18 protein-coding genes are annotated in these 18,024 nt (G+C 65.5%); 12 read left to right on the top strand and 6 right to left on the bottom strand.

Annotated elements, in window-relative coordinates; translation table 11 throughout:
* The first annotated feature begins 176 nt into the window (after window positions 1-176).
* Together A5775_RS20530 and A5775_RS20525 are read left to right on the top strand one after the other, a co-directional pair.
* Window positions 177-596: an MmpS family transport accessory protein gene (locus A5775_RS20530; RefSeq protein ID WP_067256449.1), complete on the top strand. Its 420-nt coding sequence runs from the start codon at window positions 177-179 to the stop codon at window positions 594-596.
* Entirely contained in the window at window positions 593-3,523 is a 2,931-nt protein-coding gene (locus A5775_RS20525) for an RND family transporter (RefSeq protein ID WP_067256447.1), read from the top strand. The genes A5775_RS20530 and A5775_RS20525 overlap by 4 nt, the downstream gene beginning before the upstream one ends.
* A 94-nt stretch (window positions 3,524-3,617) precedes the next feature.
* On the opposite strand, the gene A5775_RS20520 is transcribed toward A5775_RS20525, so the two are convergent.
* From A5775_RS20520 to A5775_RS20505, 4 genes are all read right to left on the bottom strand, one after another.
* Window positions 3,618-4,070, bottom strand: coding sequence for a DUF5078 domain-containing protein (locus A5775_RS20520; RefSeq protein ID WP_067256445.1), 453 nt, complete (start codon window positions 4,068-4,070; stop codon window positions 3,618-3,620).
* Between the two features lie 79 nt (window positions 4,071-4,149).
* Window positions 4,150-5,055 carry a crotonase/enoyl-CoA hydratase family protein gene (locus A5775_RS20515; RefSeq protein WP_067256443.1) on the bottom strand — a complete coding sequence of 302 codons (906 nt, stop codon included), beginning with the start codon at window positions 5,053-5,055 and terminating at the stop codon, window positions 4,150-4,152.
* 14 nt (window positions 5,056-5,069) lie between these two features.
* Window positions 5,070-5,396 carry a hypothetical protein gene (locus A5775_RS20510; RefSeq protein ID WP_067256442.1) on the bottom strand — a complete coding sequence of 109 codons (327 nt, stop codon included), beginning with the start codon at window positions 5,394-5,396 and terminating at the stop codon, window positions 5,070-5,072.
* Between the two features lie 10 nt (window positions 5,397-5,406).
* Window positions 5,407-7,461, bottom strand: coding sequence for a prolyl oligopeptidase family protein (locus A5775_RS20505; protein ID WP_067256440.1), 2,055 nt, complete (start codon window positions 7,459-7,461; stop codon window positions 5,407-5,409).
* 65 nt (window positions 7,462-7,526) lie between these two features.
* Here A5775_RS20505 and A5775_RS20500 point away from each other — a divergent pair, with 65 nt between their 5' ends.
* The 6 genes from A5775_RS20500 to A5775_RS20475 are packed head-to-tail and all read left to right on the top strand — an operon-like array spanning window position 7,527 to window position 12,140.
* A complete protein-coding gene (locus A5775_RS20500) occupies window positions 7,527-9,050 on the top strand; it encodes an aldehyde dehydrogenase family protein (RefSeq protein ID WP_082953097.1) in 1,524 nt (507 codons plus the stop codon).
* On the top strand, window positions 9,050-9,535 hold the full coding sequence (locus tag A5775_RS20495; RefSeq protein WP_067256436.1) for a DUF779 domain-containing protein: 486 nt from the start codon (window positions 9,050-9,052) through the stop codon (window positions 9,533-9,535). Before A5775_RS20500 ends, A5775_RS20495 begins: the two co-directional genes overlap by 1 nt.
* Before the next feature lie 19 nt (window positions 9,536-9,554).
* On the top strand, window positions 9,555-9,833 hold the full coding sequence (locus A5775_RS20490) for a putative holin (protein ID WP_197512785.1): 279 nt from the start codon (window positions 9,555-9,557) through the stop codon (window positions 9,831-9,833).
* Window positions 9,826-10,404 (top strand): hypothetical protein, encoded by a 579-nt coding sequence (locus tag A5775_RS20485; RefSeq protein ID WP_067256434.1) that lies wholly within the window; start codon window positions 9,826-9,828, stop codon window positions 10,402-10,404. Before A5775_RS20490 ends, A5775_RS20485 begins: the two co-directional genes overlap by 8 nt.
* Window positions 10,405-10,453: 49 nt before the next feature.
* On the top strand, window positions 10,454-11,851 hold the full coding sequence (gene lpdA / locus A5775_RS20480; RefSeq protein WP_067256432.1) for a dihydrolipoyl dehydrogenase: 1,398 nt from the start codon (window positions 10,454-10,456) through the stop codon (window positions 11,849-11,851).
* A gap of 7 nt (window positions 11,852-11,858) precedes the next feature.
* Window positions 11,859-12,140: a hypothetical protein gene (locus A5775_RS20475; RefSeq protein ID WP_067256430.1), complete on the top strand. Its 282-nt coding sequence runs from the start codon at window positions 11,859-11,861 to the stop codon at window positions 12,138-12,140.
* Here A5775_RS20475 and A5775_RS20470 read toward each other — a convergent pair.
* Window positions 12,135-12,695, bottom strand: a complete 561-nt coding sequence (locus A5775_RS20470; RefSeq protein WP_067256546.1) for a carboxymuconolactone decarboxylase family protein — start codon at window positions 12,693-12,695, stop codon at window positions 12,135-12,137. The two genes, A5775_RS20475 and A5775_RS20470, sit on opposite strands and share 6 nt — an antisense overlap.
* Window positions 12,696-12,745: 50 nt before the next feature.
* Complete coding sequence (ramB, locus tag A5775_RS20465) at window positions 12,746-14,161, bottom strand: acetate metabolism transcriptional regulator RamB (protein WP_067256427.1); 1,416 nt, start codon at window positions 14,159-14,161, stop codon at window positions 12,746-12,748.
* Between the two features lie 168 nt (window positions 14,162-14,329).
* Here ramB and A5775_RS20460 point away from each other — a divergent pair, with 168 nt between their 5' ends.
* The 4 genes from A5775_RS20460 to A5775_RS20445 all read left to right on the top strand — a co-directional run.
* On the top strand, window positions 14,330-15,127 hold the full coding sequence (locus A5775_RS20460; protein ID WP_067256544.1) for an acyl-[acyl-carrier-protein] thioesterase: 798 nt from the start codon (window positions 14,330-14,332) through the stop codon (window positions 15,125-15,127).
* 268 nt (window positions 15,128-15,395) lie between these two features.
* Entirely contained in the window at window positions 15,396-16,682 is a 1,287-nt protein-coding gene (gene aceA / locus A5775_RS20455; protein WP_067256426.1) for an isocitrate lyase, read from the top strand.
* A gap of 204 nt (window positions 16,683-16,886) precedes the next feature.
* The gene (locus A5775_RS20450) at window positions 16,887-17,750 is read left to right on the top strand and encodes a 3-hydroxybutyryl-CoA dehydrogenase (RefSeq protein ID WP_067256424.1); all 864 of its coding nucleotides are present in this window, start codon (window positions 16,887-16,889) and stop codon (window positions 17,748-17,750) included.
* 99 nt (window positions 17,751-17,849) lie between these two features.
* Window positions 17,850-18,024: class I SAM-dependent methyltransferase (locus A5775_RS20445; protein WP_197512783.1), on the top strand; the 175-nt coding region annotated here is incomplete at its 3' end.

Below are 18,024 nucleotides of genomic sequence, written 5' to 3'. Positions count from 1 at the left end.
CTGTGGCTTGGCGAACTGCAACCGGTGAAAACGGTCCCGAGGTCACCGAGCGCCCGGGGCCGCACGAGACCGTTCCCTCTCCTAACGGTGCCCACGAGGCAGCCGGCGAACCCACTGCGCCGGCGGGGCGGCAACGGCAGCCCGATCGGCGACGCAACAGTCGAATCGTCACCGCGGTGAAGAAGTTCTGGATCGTGGTGGTCATCGTGGCTGTGATCGCGGTGGCGGGGTTCTGCGTCTCGCGGCTGCGCACCTTCTTCGGCAACCACGACAATCGCCCGATCACCAGCGGTAGCGCCAACGACATCAAACCGTTCAACCCCAAGCACGTCGTCTACGAGGTGTACGGGCCGCCCGGAACGGTCGCGAACATCAACTACCTGGACATCAACGCGCAACCCCAGCGCATCGACAACGTGCCCCTGCCCTGGACGCTTTCGGTGATCACCACCCTGCCCTCGGTGAGCGTCAACGTTGTCGCGCAAGCCAATACGGACCAAATCGGCTGCCGGATCGTCGTGAACGACGTGGTGAAAGACGAAAGGTCGTCCGAGGGTGTGAAAGCTCAAACCTTCTGCATCGTGAAGTCCGCATGACGACCGACAACCAGGCCGCCGGGCTCCCACACATGCCGCTTTTTGCGCGGGCGGTGCACAAGGGCGCACTGCTGATCGTGTTGGGCTGGGCCGGGCTCGTCGTGCTGCTCAGCGTCTTCGTGCCCTCGTTGGACATCGTCGCCAACGAACACACGGTGTCGATGAGCCCGAACGAGGCGGCGTCGATGCAGGCGATGCAGCGCGTCGGCAAGGTATTCAACGAATTCGACACCGACAGCGCGATCATGATCGTCCTCGAGGGCGACAGGCCGCTCGGCGACGACGCCCACCATTTCTACGACCAACTGATCAAGAAGCTCGAGGCCGACACCAAGCACGTCGAGCACGTGCAGGACTTCTGGGGAGCCCCGCTGACCGCCGCCGGTGCGCAAAGCAACGACGGCAAGGCGTCCTACGTCCAGGTGTATCTGGTCGGTAATCAGGGCGAGAGCAAGGCCAACGACTCGGTCCAGGCCGTCCGCCACATCGTCGAGAGCACGCCGTCGCCGCCCAGGGTCAAGGCGTACGTCACCGGCGCGGCCGCGCTGACCGCCGACCAGTCGGCGGCCGGTGAGAAGGGCGTCCTGCTGGTCACGATGATCACGTTTCTGGTGATCATCGTGATGTTGCTGTGGGTCTACCGCTCCATCGTCACCGTGGTCATCACGCTGATCATGGTGGTGATCGAGCTGTTCGCGGCCCGGCAGGTCGTCTCGTTGTTGGCCTACAACAACATCATTGGGCTGTCCACGTTCGCGGTGAACCTACTCGTGCTGATGGCCATCGCGGCCGGCACGGACTACGCGATCTTCGTGCTCGGCCGATACCAGGAGGCGCGATCGCTCGGCGAGGACCGAGATCAGGCCTTCTACACCATGTTTCACGGGACGGCCCATGTGGTGCTGGGCTCCGGCCTGACCATCGCCGGTGCGATGTACTGCCTCAGCTTCACCCGGCTGCCCTATTTCCAGACGCTCGGGGCGCCCTGTGCGGTCGGCATGCTCGTCGCCGTTTTCGCCGCGCTGACCCTCGGTCCGGCCGTCTTGACGGTGGGCAGCCGGTTCGGTCTGTTCGACCCCAAGCGCAGGATGCGGACGCAGGGCTGGCGGCGGGTGGGCACCGCGATCGTGCGCTGGCCCGGCCCGATCCTGGCGGTGTCGATCGCGATTGCGCTCATCGGGTTGCTCGCCCTGCCCGGCTACAAGACCAACTACGACAACCGCAAGTATCTGCCGGGATCCACCAAGGCCAACGTCGGGTACGACGCCGCCGAGCGGCACTTCCCCAACGCCCGGATGAACCCGGAGCTGTTGCTGGTCGAAACCGATCACGACATGCGCAACCCGGCGGGCATGCTGGTCCTGGACCGGGTTGCCCGGGGCATCTTCCACATTCCCGGTGTCGCGCGCGTCCAGGCGATCACCCGGCCGCTGGGAACGCCGATCGAGCACACATCGATCCCGTTCCAGATCAGCATGCAAAACACCACGCAGGTGGAAAACCAGCAGTACATGAAGCAGCGCATGAAGGACATGCTGCAGCAGGCCGACGCCATGCAGCAGTCCATCGACACGATGCGGCGCATGTACAACATCACGTCGCAGATGGCCGCCGTCACGCACCACATGGACGGCCTCACGCATGAAATGTTGGACGTGACAAGCACTTTGCGTGACAACATCGCCAACTTCGACGACTTCTTCCGGCCGATCCGCAGCTACTTCTATTGGGAGAAGCACTGTTTCGACATCCCGGCCTGCTGGTCGCTGCACTCCATCTTCGACGCGCTTGACGGGCTCGATCAGATCACGGAGAAGTTCCAGCACCTGACGATTGACATCTCGCAGCTGGATGCGTTGCTGCCGCAGATGTTGGCACAGATGCCGCCGATGATCGCGACCATGACGACGATGAAGACGATGATGCTGACGATGCACAGCTCGATGTCGTCGCTGTATGACCAGATGGACGTGATGAGCCAGAACTCGACGGCCATGGGGCAGGCGTTCGACGCGTCGAAGAACGACGACTCGTTCTACATCCCGCCGGAGGTCTTCGACAATCCCGATTTCAAGCGGGGCCTGAAGATGTTCCTGTCACCGGACGGGCACGCGGCCCGATTCATCATCTCGCATACGGGGGATCCAGCTACCCCCGAAGGGATTTCGCACGTCGAGCCGATCAAGAACGCGGCCAAGGAGGCCATCAAGGGGACGCCGCTGGAGGGCGCCAAGATCTGGCTGGGCGGCACCGCGGCGGTTTTTAAGGACATGCGCGACGGGTCCAAGTACGACCTGATGATCGCCGGAATCTCTGCCGCCAGCCTGATTTTGATCATCATGCTGATCATCACTCGCAGCCTGGTCGCCGCGATCACGATCGTTGGCACCGTGCTGCTTTCGCTGGGCGCCTCGTTCGGGCTCTCCGTGCTGGTGTGGCAGGACATCATGGGCTTCGAATTGCACTGGATGGTTTTGGCGATGTCGGTCATCCTGCTGTTGGCGGTGGGATCGGACTACAACCTGCTACTGGTTTCCCGATTCAAAGAGGAGATCCATTCCGGAATCAGGACCGGGATCATCCGCTCGATGGCCGGCACCGGGGCGGTGGTGACGTCCGCCGGCCTGGTCTTCGCCGCCACCATGGCGTCGTTCGTCTTCAGTCCTTTGGTGGTGATGGGGCAGGTGGGTACCACGATCGCCTTGGGCCTGCTGTTCGACACGTTGATCGTGCGCTCGTTCATGATGCCGTCGGTGGCCGCCCTGATGGGCCGCTGGTTCTGGTGGCCGACGCAGGTCCGCACCCGACCGGCCAGCTTGATGCTGCGGCCGTACGGGTCCCGCGCGGCGGTGCGGGCGTACATGCTGCCGAAGCAGCCCGAGGCGAACACCGATCGGTTCGCGGCGGCCTCGGCGCCGCACTACTGACGACTAGCGGATTGCCAAAATGCAACTGCCGACGCCGTCTCCTGGGAAACGCGTCGGCAGTTGTCGTTTGAGGGCTGTCAGGCGGCCGTGTGGGTTACGACCAGTTCCACACCGACATGTCGCCGGGCGGGTACTGGTTGCAGATGTCGGTGGCCTTGGCGACCACGCCCTTGTTGTTGAAGAAGATCTTCATGTGGTTGGGCCAGGCCAGCCACAGCGGATCGGCCTGTGGCGCGTAGAAGTTCTCCGAGTAGTTCCGGCGGTCCTGCGGCGACAGTGCGTAGAACCAGTGCGCCTTGTCGATGGCCGCCTGATTGACGTTGGGGTGGTTGTTGAAGTCGATCATGTAGCGCTGGTAGTACACCGGGCTGGTGTCCCGGCTGGCGGCCAGGATCTGCTCGGCGTCGCACGTGGTGTTGATCATCCGGCGGGGGATCGGGAAGTCCTCCGTGGAGTCGGCTACCGCGGTCGACGGAAAAATCGCAGCGGTAATGCCCAGAGCAAGGAACGTAGCGCCTGCACGCAGGCCAGTACTCAGCCGAGACATAGCGATTACGGTAGCACTTTTTGGCCGGACGCGGACATTTCCCAGCTCACTGCCAGCGGATCCCTAGCCTGTCTCAGTATCAGTCCCGATCAGGGGCGATGACGTGCGAGGGGTCCGGCCGCAGCTCCGGTGGGCCCTGGCTGTAGTCCCCGAAGGGGCCGTCGCGACGCTCGACGGCGGCCCGCACGCCCTCTGTCTCGGCGATTTTGATGAAGCCCAGGGCGTCGGGCGTATTGCGCATCAGGCCGTCGAGGATGCCACCCAGTGTCTGGGTGGAGGCCAGGCCCATGTTCTCGTAGGCCTGGTTGACGATCAGCTTCTGCGCCTGCAACTGCGACAAGGGGATTTGCGCCAGTTCGGCCGCGATCTCGGCCACCCGCGCCTCGAGGCGCTCGAAGGGCACCGCCTCGTTGATCAGCTCGATCTCGGCGGCCTGCGCGCCGGTCAGGGGGCGGCCGGTCAGCGAGTGCCACTTCACCTTGGCCAGGCTCAACCGGTAGAGCCACATCCCGGTCAGGTACGCGCCCCACATCCTGCTGTAGGGGGTGCCGATCACGGCGTCCTCACTGGCGATGACGAGATCAGCGCACAGCGCGTAGTCGCTGGCCCCGCCCACGCACCAGCCGTGCACCTGGGCGATCACCGGTTTGGACGCCCGCCAGATGGCCATGAACTTTTGCGTCGGCCCGGTCTCACGGGCGCTGACCATCGCGAAGTCCTTGCCGGGATCCCATTTCCCGTCGCTCATCATGGACTCGCCCCAGTGCTGGAACCCGCCGCCGAAGTCGTAGCCGCCGGAGAACGCCCGGCCCGCCCCGCGCAGCACGATGACCTTGATGGCCGGGTCGCGCTCGGCCAGGCCGACGGCGGCCTCGATCTCGTCGGGCATGGGCGGCACGATGGTGTTGAGCTGTTCCGGCCGGTTCAGCGTGATGGTGGCGACCGGGCCGGCGGTCCTGTACAGCAGTGTCTCGAAGTCGGGCATGGCCCAAGTGTGGGCTAGCGGTCTGGGGCCGGGGGGTCGGGCTGACGATTTTCGGGCGACGAGGCGTAGATCCGCCCGCCGATCTTCAGATACGGCGTGGTGAGGTAGGCCGAGAAGGCGATGATCGCGGAGAAGACCGCGGCGGAGAGGATGCCGTTGGGCCAGAGCCGGCCGGTCCCTACCGCAAAGCAGGCGATGCCGATGATCGCGGTCGCCCAGTAGAAGCGCCGGGCGGCGCGCCGGTCGTTGATGAAGCGATAGCGGGCCTGGGCCGCCGACGCCAGGATGAAGATCAACCCGGTCGCCAACAGGGTGAGTTCGATGCGTTGCGTCGCTGACACGTCGATGATCTTATGACTGCTTGTCGCCGCCCAGCATCTGCCACAGGAACGAGTAGGTCAGGGCCGACTTGAACGCGACCTGCTCGTTGTCGGCGGCGCCGGCGTGGCCACCCTCGATGTTCTCGTAGTAGAACACCGGGTGACCGGCGGCCTCCAGCGCCGCCGTCATCTTGCGGGCGTGACCCGGATGCACCCGGTCATCGCGGGTGGAGGTGGTCATCAGCACCGGCGGGTAACGGCGCGTCGCCGAAATATTTTGGTATGGCGAGTATTCGGAGATGAATTCCCAGTCGTCGGGGTTATCCGGGTCGCCGTATTCGGCCACCCACGAGGCGCCGGCCAGCAGCAGGTGATACCGCTTCATGTCCAGCAGCGGCACGCTGCACACCAGTGCGCCGAACTTCTCCGGGTACTGGGTCAACATGATGCCCATCAGCAGCCCGCCGTTGCTGCCGCCCTGCGCCCCGAGTTGTTCGACGGTGGTGATGCCGCGGTCCACCAAGTCGGTTGCCACGGCGGCGAAGTCCTCGGCCACCTTGTGCCGGCCCTCGCGGATCGCCTGGGTGTGCCAGCCCGGACCGTATTCGCCGCCGCCGCGAATGTTGGCCAGCACGTAGGTGCCGCCGCGCGCCAGCCAGAGCCGGCCCAGCACGCCGCTGTAACCCGGCGTGTTCGACGATTCGAATCCGCCATAGCCGTAGAGCAGGGTCGGGGCCGGCGCATCGGATGCCGACCCGCCGGGCCGCACCACGAAGTAGGGGATCGGCGTGCCATCCTGCGATTTGACGAAATACTGTGCCACGGAGATTCTTTGGGCATCGAAGAACGCCGGCGCGGACTTGAGCTGCTCGAGGCCCCCGTCGTCGGTGCCCCGCATCAGCCGGGACGGTGAGTCGAATCCACTGGAATCCAGGAAGAACTCGTCGCCGGTGTCGTCGGCGGAAACGACGACGGTGTTGGTTGCCGGGGGGATCCCGGCCACTGGTTCGCGTTGCCAGCCGCCGGGCGTGACGATCTCGACGCGGCTCGCCACGTCGACCAGCGAGACGATCAACAGCCGGTCGCGGGTCCATGCGTAGTGGTTGAGCGCGGTGTGCTCATCGGGTTCGAAGACGACCTGCAATTGCGCTGTGCCGGCAAGGAACTCCTCGTAGTTGGCGGCCAGCAGGGACCCGGCACCATAGGTCGAGTCGCCGAAAAACCAGTCGCTGCGCAACTCGACCAGAAGCCATTCGCGGTGCAGGCTCACGCTGGCGTCGGTGGGGGTGTCGATGCGGATGAGTTCCGCGCCGCGCAGCTCGTAGAGCTCTTCGTTCCAGAAGTCCAGGGCCCGGCCGATCAGGGTGCGTTCGAAGCCGGGGATCCGGCTGGCGCTGGCCACTACGTTCACGTCGGAGCGGGCGCCTTCGAAGACCGTCTCGGCGTCGGCCAGGGGTGTTCCGCGGCGCCATCGTTTGACCACCCGCGGATAGCCGGAATCGGTGAGCGAGTCGGCGCCGAAGTCGGTGCCGACCAGGACGGTGTCGGGATCTTCCCAGCTGACCTGGGACTTGGCTTCCGGCAGCTCGAACCCGCCGGACACGAATTCCCGTGTCAGCATGTCGAATTCGCGCACGATGGAGGCATCCGAACCACCACGGGAGAGGCTGACCAGCGCACGGGTGTATTCGGGGTAGATGACGCCGGCGCCGGCCCACACCCATTTCTCGCCGTCGGCCCGGCCCAGCTCGTCGACATCGATCAGCACATCCCACTCGGGGGCTTCGGTGCGGTAGCTGTCCAGGCTGGTGCGCCGCCACAGCCCGCGGGGGTTGGCGGCATCACGCCAGAAGTTGTAGAGGTACTCGCCGCGGCGCACCACATAGGGAATGCGGGCGTCGGTGTCGAGCACCTCGAGCGCCTCGGTGCGCATCCGCTCGAAACCGGCGTCTCGGAAGCGCGCCAGCGTCGGCTCGTTTCGCGCCCGCACCCAATCCAGCGCCTCCTGGCCGGTGACGTCCTCGAGCCACAGGTAGGGGTCTTCGTCTCGGCTGTCTTGGGGGTCGGTGCGTGCTTGCGACGTCATGGAAGCCATTGTGGCTCCGGCGGTACTGTGAGGTGTATTACACAGCCGAATGAGGAGTGAGAGCAGTGACTGTTTTCGCACGTCCAGGTTCTGCCGGGGCGTTGATGTCGTATGAGTCCCGCTACGAGAACTTCATCGGGGGGCAGTGGGTTCCGCCGGCGCGGGGGCGCTACTTCGAGAACCCGACACCGGTCACCGGCCAGACGTTCTGCGAGGTCGCCCGCTCGGATGAGGCCGACGTCGACAAGGCGCTCGACGCCGCCCACGCGGCCGCCCCGGCGTGGGGCAAGATGGCGCCGGCCGAGCGGGCCGCGATTCTGAGCAAGGTCGCCGACCGCATCGACGAGCACACCGCCGCGCTGGCGGTGGCCGAGGTCTGGGACAACGGCAAGCCGATCCGCGAGGCGCTGGCCGCCGACATCCCCTTGGCGGCCGACCACTTCCGGTACTTCGCCGCGGCGCTGCGCGCGCAGGAGGGCTCGCTGAGCCAGATCGACGACGACACGGTCGCCTACCACTTCCACGAGCCGCTCGGCGTGGTCGGGCAGATCATCCCGTGGAACTTCCCCATCTTGATGGGCGCCTGGAAGCTGGCGCCCGCGCTGGCGGCCGGCAACGCGGTGGTGCTCAAACCCGCTGAGCAGACACCGGTTTCGGTGCTCTACCTGATGTCACTGATCGGCGACCTGTTGCCGCCCGGGGTGATCAACGTCGTCAGCGGGTTCGGGGCCGAGGCCGGCAAGCCGCTGGCGTCGAGCAACCGGATCGCCAAGATCGCGTTCACCGGCGAGACCACCACGGGGCGACTGATCATGCAGTACGCGTCGCAGAACCTGATCCCGGTCACCCTGGAACTCGGGGGCAAGAGCCCCAACATCTTCTTCTCCGACGTGATGGCCAAGGCCGACGACTATCAGGACAAGGCGCTGGAGGGCTTCACGATGTTCGCCCTCAACCAGGGCGAGGTGTGCACCTGCCCGTCGCGCAGCCTGGTCCAGGCCGACATCTACGACGAGTTCCTGGAATTGGCCGCGATCCGCACCAAGGCGGTCCGGCAGGGCGATCCGCTGGACTCCGAGACCATGTTGGGTTCGCAGGCCTCCAACGACCAGCTGGAAAAAGTGTTGTCTTACATCGAAATCGGCAAGGACGAGGGCGCCAAGGTGATCACCGGCGGCGAACGCGCCGAGCTCGGCGGCGACTTGTCCGGCGGCTTCTACATGCAGCCCACCATTCTGGGCGGGGACAACACGATGCGGGTCTTCCAGGAGGAGATCTTCGGGCCGGTGGTGACGGTGACGTCGTTCGCCGATTACGACGACGCCATCTCGATCGCCAACGACACCCTCTACGGCCTGGGCGCCGGGGTGTGGAGCCGCGACGGCAACACCGCCTACCGGGCCGGGCGCGACATCCAGGCAGGCCGGGTGTGGGTGAACTGCTATCACGTCTATCCCGCTCATGCGGCGTTCGGCGGCTACAAGCAGTCCGGCTTCGGCCGGGAGAACCACAAGATGATGCTCGACCACTATCAGCAGACCAAGAACATGCTGGTGTCCTACTCCGAGAAGGCGCAAGGGTTCTTCTGATGGTCCCGCCAGCCCGGACGGCCATCACCGCTCCGGCCGCCGAGGTGCTGGCGCGGCTGCAGGCGGCTCACGGCCCGGTGATGTTCCATCAGTCCGGCGGCTGTTGCGACGGGTCGTCGCCGATGTGCTACCCGCTCGGCGACTTCCTCGTCGGCGATCGTGATGTCCTGCTGGGCGTGCTCGACGTCGGGTCCGAGGGGGTGCCGGTGTGGATTTCGGGCCCGCAATACGGGGCCCACTATCGCGACAAGCACACCCAGTTGGTGATCGACGTGGTGCCCGGCCGCGGTGGCGGGTTCAGCCTGGAAGCCCCCGCCGGCGTCCGGTTCCTGTCCCGCGGCCGCGTCTTCAGCGCAGAAGAACAGGCGTCGTTGGCCGGCGCAGCGGTCATCACGGGCGCCGATTACGAGCGTGGCGAACGCCCCGCGACGCGGGGTCCGGTGGTGGTCGACGCGGGCGCGCAGACATGCCCTCCGCGCCGGTAACCGCAGTACAGTCGAGAAAGTGATCCCCCTGCCCCGTCCCTGGTTACTGGCCGGCGCCATGCTGATCGGAAGCGCGGTCGGGGCACTGGCGTGCGTGGCGTACACCGCGATGGTCCACGCCAGCGTCCGCCCGGACGTCGCGATTGCGTCGGTGTTCGGCATTCCCAGCGTCATCGGGCTGACGATGATCCTGTTTTCCGGGCGCCGCTGGGTCACCATGCTGGGGGCGTTCATCCTGGCGGTGGCGCCGGGCTGGTTCGGTGTGCTCGTCGCGTTGCGGGTGACCGCCGGTGCCTGAGGACAAGGACGCCGCGAGCCCGGGGACCGAGGCGTTCGTGCCGGATTTCTCCGACGCGGAAGACACCGGCGGCGCGGAAGACACCGGCACCCAGTCGTGGGTCCCCGATTTCGACGCTGATGCCGACGAGGAGATCGAGGACACCGGCGGGCGGCCCGCGACAACCGAGCCCGAGCCGGAGCAGCCCGGACCGGAGGTCCCCGCCGGATCCGCCGGCCCGGTGCAGTCGGTCACCGTCCCCGGTCGCTACCTGTACGTCAAGTGGTGGAAGTTGGCCCTGGTGCTTCTCGGCGTCTGGGCCGCCGCGGCGGTGATCGGGCTGGGCCTGTTCTCGTGGTGGTACGGCTCGATCGACAAGACCCCGGCGCTGTTCGCGGTGCTGACCTACGTGATGGCGTGCACCGTCGGCGGCGTGCTGCTCGCGATGGCCCACGGCAGGCCGCTGCTCTCCGCGCTGTCGGTGGCGGTGCTGTCCGGACCGTTCGCCGCCGTGGCCGGAGCCGCACCCCTGTACGGCTATTACTACTGCGAGCGGGTGGGCCGCTGTCTCGTCGGCGTCATTCCGTATTGACGCCTCGCCCGGGCGGCCAGCTGGGGTCCTGGCCCACTAGGGTGGGCTCGTGACTTCTCACTATGACGTCGTCGTTCTCGGAGCCGGCCCCGGCGGATATGTCGCAGCAATTCGCGCCGCACAATTGGGGCTCAGCGTCGCGGTCGTCGAGCCGAAGTACTGGGGTGGAGTCTGCCTCAACGTCGGCTGCATTCCGTCCAAGGCTTTGCTGCGCAATGCCGAACTCGCGCACATCTTCACCAAAGAGGCCAAGACCTTTGGCATCAGCGGCGAGGCGACCTTCGACTACGGGATCGCCTTCGACCGCAGCCGCAAGGTGGCCGAGGGCCGCGTTGCCGGCGTGCACTTCCTGATGAAGAAGAACAAGATCACCGAAATCCATGGCTACGGCCGGTTCACCGACGCCAACACGATCTCGGTCGAGCTCAACGAGGGCGGCACCGAAACCGTCACGTTCGACAACGCCATCATCGCGACCGGCAGCAGCACCCGCCTGGTGCCCGGCACGTCGCTGTCGGCCAACGTGGTCACCTACGAGGAACTGATCATGTCCCGGGAGCTGCCGGAGTCGATCGTCATCGCCGGTTGCGGAGCGATCGGCATGGAGTTCGGCTACGTGCTGCGCAACTACGGCGTCGACGTGACCGTCGTGGAGTTCCTGGCGCGCGCGCTGCCGAACGAGGACGCCGAGGTCTCCAAGGAGCTCGAGAGGCAGTTCAAGAAGCTGGGCATCAAGATCCTCACGGGAACCAAGGTCGAGTCCATCTCCGACAACGGTTCGGAGGTGACCGTGGTGGTCAGCAAGGACGGCAACACCCAGGAGCTCAAGGCCGCGAAGGTGTTGCAGGCCATCGGTTTTGCGCCCAACGTCGAGGGCTTCGGCCTGGAGGCGGCCGGGGTCGCCCTGACCGACAACAAGGCCATCGGCATCACCGACTATATGCGGACCAACATCGAGCACATCTACGCCATCGGTGACGTCACCGGGAAGCTGCAGCTCGCCCATGTCGCCGAGGCCCAGGGCGTGGTGGCGGCCGAAACCATCGCCGGCGCAGAGACTTTGGCGCTCGGTGATTACCGCATGATGCCGCGCGCGACGTTCTGCCAGCCCAACGTCGCCAGCTTCGGCCTCACCGAGGAGCAGGCCCGCGACGAAGGCCATGACGTTGTGGTGGCGAAATTCCCGTTCACCGCCAACGGCAAGGCCCACGGTGTCGGCGACCCCAGTGGGTTCGTCAAGCTGATCGCCGACTCCAAATACGGTGAGCTGCTGGGTGGACACCTGGTGGGCCACGACGTCTCAGAGCTGCTCCCGGAGCTGACGCTGGCGCAGAAGTGGGATCTGACCGCCACCGAGCTGGCCCGCAACGTGCACACCCACCCGACCATGTCCGAGGCGCTGCAGGAATGCTTCCACGGCCTGACCGGACACATGATCAATTTCTGAGCCGAAGATGATTCGCACCGTCACGCCTCAGACGATCGCGGGTGCCCTCGGTGGCCTGGCGACCGGTTATATCCTTTGGTTGCTGGGCATTTCGACCGGGGATAACGCGACGGCGGGCCAGTGGGGTCCGCTGGTGTTGCTGGCATCGGTGGTGCTGGCGATCTGCGCCGGGATGTGGGGCGCCTGGCAGCGCCGGCGCGGGAAACAGGTGCGGGCCGCGTTCGCCTTCGGACTGCCGGTGCTGCCCGTGGTCCTGACGCTGGCCATCCTCGCCGACGTCTACCTATAGCTGCCGCGGGTTGTCTAGCGGAATCGCGAGCGCGGACATCGTCGCGGCCAGCCCGTCGTATTGGCTTGCCAGCAAGCAGAATTCGATCAGCTGCCGCCGATCCAGGTGAGTCGCCAGCTCGCGCCAGGTGGCGTCGGTGACGGTCCGGTCGTTGACGAACTCGTCCGTCGCCGCCAGCAGCGCCTGCTGACGCACGGTCAGGCGCCCCTCGACCGGGTCCAGCCGCTCGGGCCATGCGAAGATCGCGGCCTGCACGTCGGCGTCCAGCCCGGCCGACCGCGCCATCCGGCGATGGTGCTGCAGTTCGTATTCGCACGCCCGCAGGTGTCCGACCCGCAGGATCACCAGCTCGGTGTCGATGGTCGGGAGCTTGCCGCGCAGCAGGCGGCCGCCGTAGGCCAGCCACGTCCAGAACAGCAGTTGGCGCTGGCCCAGGGTGGTGAACAGGTGCATCTCGGGGGCGCGCACCGTGCGTGCGCCCAGCTTCGCGATCACCCAATTGATCGGTCCCAGTTGGCGGAACCGCCCCGGCGGGATGCGGCCGTCGAGACTCATGCGCCGCTCCTCATCGCTCCGCTCTGCATCGTCGTCGGCGGTGGGGTGGCTCACGGTTGGGTCACCAGGTACGGGGACACGGTGCTGCGATGCTCGTCGAGATCGAGCGCGCGGCCGAGCGCCGGGAAGGCGCGCTGCGGGCAGTTGTCGCGTTCGCAGACCCGGCAACCGGCGCCGATCGGTGTGGAGATATCCCCCGACAAATCGAGTCCTTCCGAGTAGACGAGCCGGTGCGCGTGGCGAAGCTCGCAGCCCAAGCCGATCGCGAAGGTCTTACCCGGCTGACCATACCGGGCTGCGCGCCGTTCCACGGTGCGGGCCACCCACATGTAATTGCGGCCGTCGGGCATCTGGGCGATCTGGACCAGGATCTTGCCCGGGTCGGCGAACGTTTCGTAGACGTTCCACAACGGGCAGGTGCCACCGCTGGACGAGAAGTGAAAACCCGTGGCGGACTGGCGTTTTGACATGTTGCCGGCGCGGTCGACCCGGACGAACGAGAAGGGCACCCCGCGCATCGAGGGACGCTGCATCGTGGAGAGCCGGTGCGCGATGGTCTCGTAACTGATCGAGTAGAACGATGACAATCGCTCGACGTCGTAGCGGAAATTCTCTGCGACGTCATGGAATTGGCGATAGGGGAGCACGGCGGCGGCGGCGAAGTAGTTGGCCAGACCGAGCCGGGCCAGTGTGTGCGACTCCTCGCTGGTGAACTTTCCCTGCGCGACCAGGCTGTCGATCAGATCCCCGAACTCGAGGTAGGCCAGCTCGGCGGCCATCTTGAAAACCTGCTGCCCCAACGAGAGGTGATTGCTGATCTCCAGCGTCTTGGTCCCGGGGTCGTAGCGGTGCAGCACCGTGTCGCCGAGGTCGATCCGGCGGTTGATGTGCACCCCGTGCACCTCGGTCAGCCGGCGGGTCAACTCCCGGGCCAGATCGCCGTGGTGCAACCGCATCTTGATGGTGAGGTCCTCGGCGGCGGTATCCAGCTCGTGCAGGTAGTTCTGCCGTTGATAGAAGTAGTCGCGCACCTCCTCGTGCGGCATGGTGATCGACCCGCTGCCGCTGCCGTCGGAGAACCGCTCCTCGGTGGCGGCGGCCAGCTGTGCCGTGGTGATCCGGTACCGCCGGTGCAGGTTGACCACCGCCCGCGCCAACCCGGGGTGAGCGCTGACCATCTCGGCGACCTCGGTCGGGTCGACGTCGATGTCCAGATCCCGGTCCATGGTGACCTCGCGTAGCTCGGCGACCAGCCGGGTGTCGTCCTGTGAGGAGAAGAAGGTGGCGTCCACCCCGAACACCTCGGTGATGCGCAGCAGCACGGCCACGGTCAGCGGGCGAACGTCGTGCTCGATCTGATTGAGGTAGCTCGGCGAAATCTCCAGCATCTGAGCCAGCGCGGCCTGGGAAAACCCACGCTCGTTCCGCAACTGGCGGACACGCGAGCCGACGAACGTCTTGGACACTTCACCGAGGTTACCGGGGCCTGTGAAGATATGGTTCGCAGAGTTGGCACCGGTACCGCGCGTCGCGATTGGTGTTCGACGGGGCTCGTTGGCATGATTCGATCGGGGCCGTAGGCCTTAGCCTGGGGTGACCGCGAGGCGGAAACGGGGAGCACTGGGGAGGTGGCCGTGAGCCTGGATAAACAACTGATGCCGGTGCCCGACGGTCACCCTGACGTTTTCGACCGCCAGTGGCCGTTGCGGGTCGGCGATATCGATCGCACGGGACGGCTGCGACTGGACGCCGCGTGCCGGCACATCCAGGACATCGGCCAGGACCAGCTGCGCGAGATGGGTTTCGAGGAGACCCATCCGCTGTGGATCGTCCGGCGCACCATGATCGACCTGATCCGGCCGGTCGAGTTCAGCGACATGCTGCGGATGCGGCGATGGTGTTCGGGCACCTCCAATCGGTGGTGCGAGATGCGGGTTCGCATCGATGGGAAACGCAACGGCGGGCTCATCGAGTCCGAGGCCTTCTGGATCAACATCAACCGGGAAACCCAGATGCCCTCGCGCATCGCCGACGAGTTCCTGGCGGGTCTGCACAAGACGACATCGGTCGACCGGTTGCGGTGGAAGTCCTATCTGAAGCCGGGCAGCCGCGACGACGCGGTCGAGATCCACGAATTTCCCGTCCGGGTCACCGACATCGACCTGTTCGACCACATGAACAACTCGGTGTACTGGAGCGTGGTCGAGGACTATCTGGCGTCGCACACCGAACTGATGCGGGCGCCGTTGCGGATCACGATCGAGCACGAGGCGCCGGTGGCGCTCGGCGACAAGCTGGAGATCATTTCGCACGTTCACCCCGCCGGCTCGACCGAGCGATTCGGTCCCGACCTGGCCGATCGCACTGTTACAACGCTCACATACGCCGTCGGTGACGAGACGAAAGCCGTCGCCGCGATCTTTGCTCGGTAGCAGGACAAGCGTCCCGGTTAAATTACGGTGTGACCTGCGGTTTTGGGGTTACTGACGGGTAGTTTCTGAAACGGTTAAGTTTGTTAGCAACTTAGCAAACTTCGCAAATTCGCTCGTTCCCATTGCTTAAATTGGCAATTGAAATGGGTGGACCGCCCCTGCGAGCTGTGCCATCTTCGAGTTAGCACACCAGTGAAGTTGAGCCACAAGCTACCGCCGGTGAGGCGTCCAGCAACTCAGTAGTGAAGATCGTGAAGGAGCATGCCCAATGTCTGTCGTTGGCACCCCGAAGAGCGCCGAACAGATCCAGCAGGACTGGGACACCAACCCGCGTTGGAAGGATGTCACCCGCACCTACACCGCCAAGGACGTCCTCGCCCTGCAGGGCAGCGTCGTCGAGGAGGCCACCCTGGCCCGCCGCGGCGCCGAGGTGCTGTGGGAGCAGCTGCACGACCTGGAGTACATCAACGCCCTGGGCGCCCTGACCGGCAACATGGCCGTGCAGCAGGTGCGCGCCGGCCTGAAGGCCATCTATCTGTCGGGTTGGCAGGTCGCCGGTGACGCGAACCTGTCCGGCCACACCTACCCCGACCAGAGCCTCTACCCGGCCAACTCGGTGCCGCAGGTGGTCCGCCGGATCAACAACGCGCTGCTGCGCGCCGACGAGATCGCCAAGGTCGAGGGCGACACCTCGGTGAAGAACTGGCTGGCGCCGATCGTCGCCGACGGCGAGGCCGGTTTCGGTGGCGCGCTCAACGTCTACGAGCTGCAGAAGGCCATGATCGCCGCCGGTGTGGCGGGTTCCCATTGGGAGGACCAGCTGGCTTCGGAGAAGAAGTGCGGCCACCTGGGCGGCAAGGTGCTGATCCCGACCCAGCAGCACATCCGCACCCTGACCTCGGCCCGACTGGCCGCCGACGTGTGCGACGTTCCGACCGTCGTCATCGCCCGGACCGACGCCGAGGCGGCCACGCTGATCACCTCCGACGTCGACGAGCGTGACCAGCCGTTCATCACCGGTGAGCGCACCAAGGAGGGCTTCTACCGGGTCCGCAATGGCCTGGAGCCCTGCATCGCCCGCGCCAAGGCCTACGCGCCGTACTCCGACCTGATCTGGATGGAGACCGGCACGCCGGATCTCGAGCTCGCCGCCAAGTTCGCCGAGGGCGTCAAGTCCGAGTTCCCCGACCAGATGCTGGCCTACAACTGCTCGCCGTCGTTCAACTGGCGCAAGCACCTTGACGACTCCACCATCGCGAAGTTCCAAAAGGAGCTTGGCGCAATGGGATTCAAGTTCCAGTTCATCACGCTGGCCGGCTTCCACGCCCTGAACTACTCGATGTTCGATCTGGCCTACGGCTACGCCCGCAACCAGATGAGCGCCTACGTCGAGCTGCAGGAGCGCGAGTTCGCCGCCGAGGAGCGTGGCTACACCGCCACCAAGCACCAGCGCGAGGTGGGCGCCGGTTACTTCGACCGCATCGCCACCACGGTCGACCCGACCTCGTCGACCACCGCCCTGACCGGCTCCACCGAAGAGGGCCAGTTTCACTGAGCCCACGAGCCCGAGCGGGCGTAGGCCCGCAAGCCGCGCCGAGCGTGCAGCTGTGGCGAAAATTCGGCCGAATTTTCGCGCTGACTACACGCTCGTCGCACCGAGAATGAGATGAAGTAGCGTAGGCCCCGCCCAGTCAAACCTGGGCGGGGCCTATTGCGGTGCAAGGCGATACGGCCACCGCAGAGAACCGGAGAGAATGCAGTGAGTGACGCAGCGATTCAACGAGTAGGCGTAGTCGGGGCCGGCCAGATGGGATCAGGCATCGCCGAGGTCTCGGTCCGCGCCGACGTCGACGTGACGGTGTTCGAGACCACCGAGGCCCTCATCACGGCGGGACGCGCCCGCATCGTCAAATCGCTGGAGCGCGGCGTCAGCGCGGGCAAGGTCACCGAGCGGGAACGCGACCGCGCGCTGAGCAAGCTCACCTTCACCACAGACCTGAAGGACCTCGCCGACCGCCAACTGGTCATCGAGGCGATCATCGAAGACGACGCCGTCAAGGCCCAGGTGTTCGCCGAACTCGACCGGGTGATCACCGATCCGGACGCGGTCCTGGCGTCCAACACCTCCAGCATCCCGATCATGAAGATCGCCGCGGCCACCAAGAGCCCGCAACGGGTGCTGGGTCTGCACTTTTTCAACCCGGTCCCGGTGTTGCCGCTCGTCGAATTGGTCAGCACGCTGGTTACCGACGAAGCCGCCGCGGCCCGCACCGAAGAGTTCGCGAGCGCCGTGCTGGGCAAGCAGGTGGTGCGCTGCTCGGATCGGTCCGGATTCGTGGTGAACGCACTGCTGGTACCGTACTTGCTGTCCGCGATCCGGATGGTGGAAGCCGGTTTCGCCACCATCGAAGATGTCGACAAGGCCGTGGTGGCCGGGCTGTCACACCCGATGGGCCCGCTGCGCCTGTCCGACCTGGTCGGCCTGGACACCTTGAAGTTGATCGCGGACAAGATGTTCGAGGAGTTCAAAGAGCCGCAGTACGGGCCACCGCCGCTATTGCTGCGCATGGTGGAGGCCGGTCGGCTCGGTAAGAAAACGGGCCAAGGTTTTTACAAGTACTAATTGAGTTTTACTGATGTACCACGGGGTGGCCGACACGCTGTTCACTGTCCCGTCGGTTAGTATGCTCGCGTTGAATTGGACGAAAGGTATGTGCCGAGGATGACGAGACTGGAGCCCTATTACGAGGAGTCGCAGTCCATCTACGATGTCTCGGACGAATTCTTCGCATTGTTTCTGGACCGCACGATGGGCTATACCTGCGCCTACTTCGAGCGTGACGACATGACCCTCGAAGAGGCCCAGATCGCGAAGTTCGATTTGGCGCTGGGAAAGC

It is taken from the genome of Mycobacterium sp. 852002-10029_SCH5224772, assembly GCF_001667315.1.
Taxonomy (GTDB): Bacteria; Actinomycetota; Actinomycetes; order Mycobacteriales; family Mycobacteriaceae; genus Mycobacterium.
Note: the sequence above shows the minus strand (reverse complement) of the source record. Positions and strands in the feature narration are given on the sequence as shown.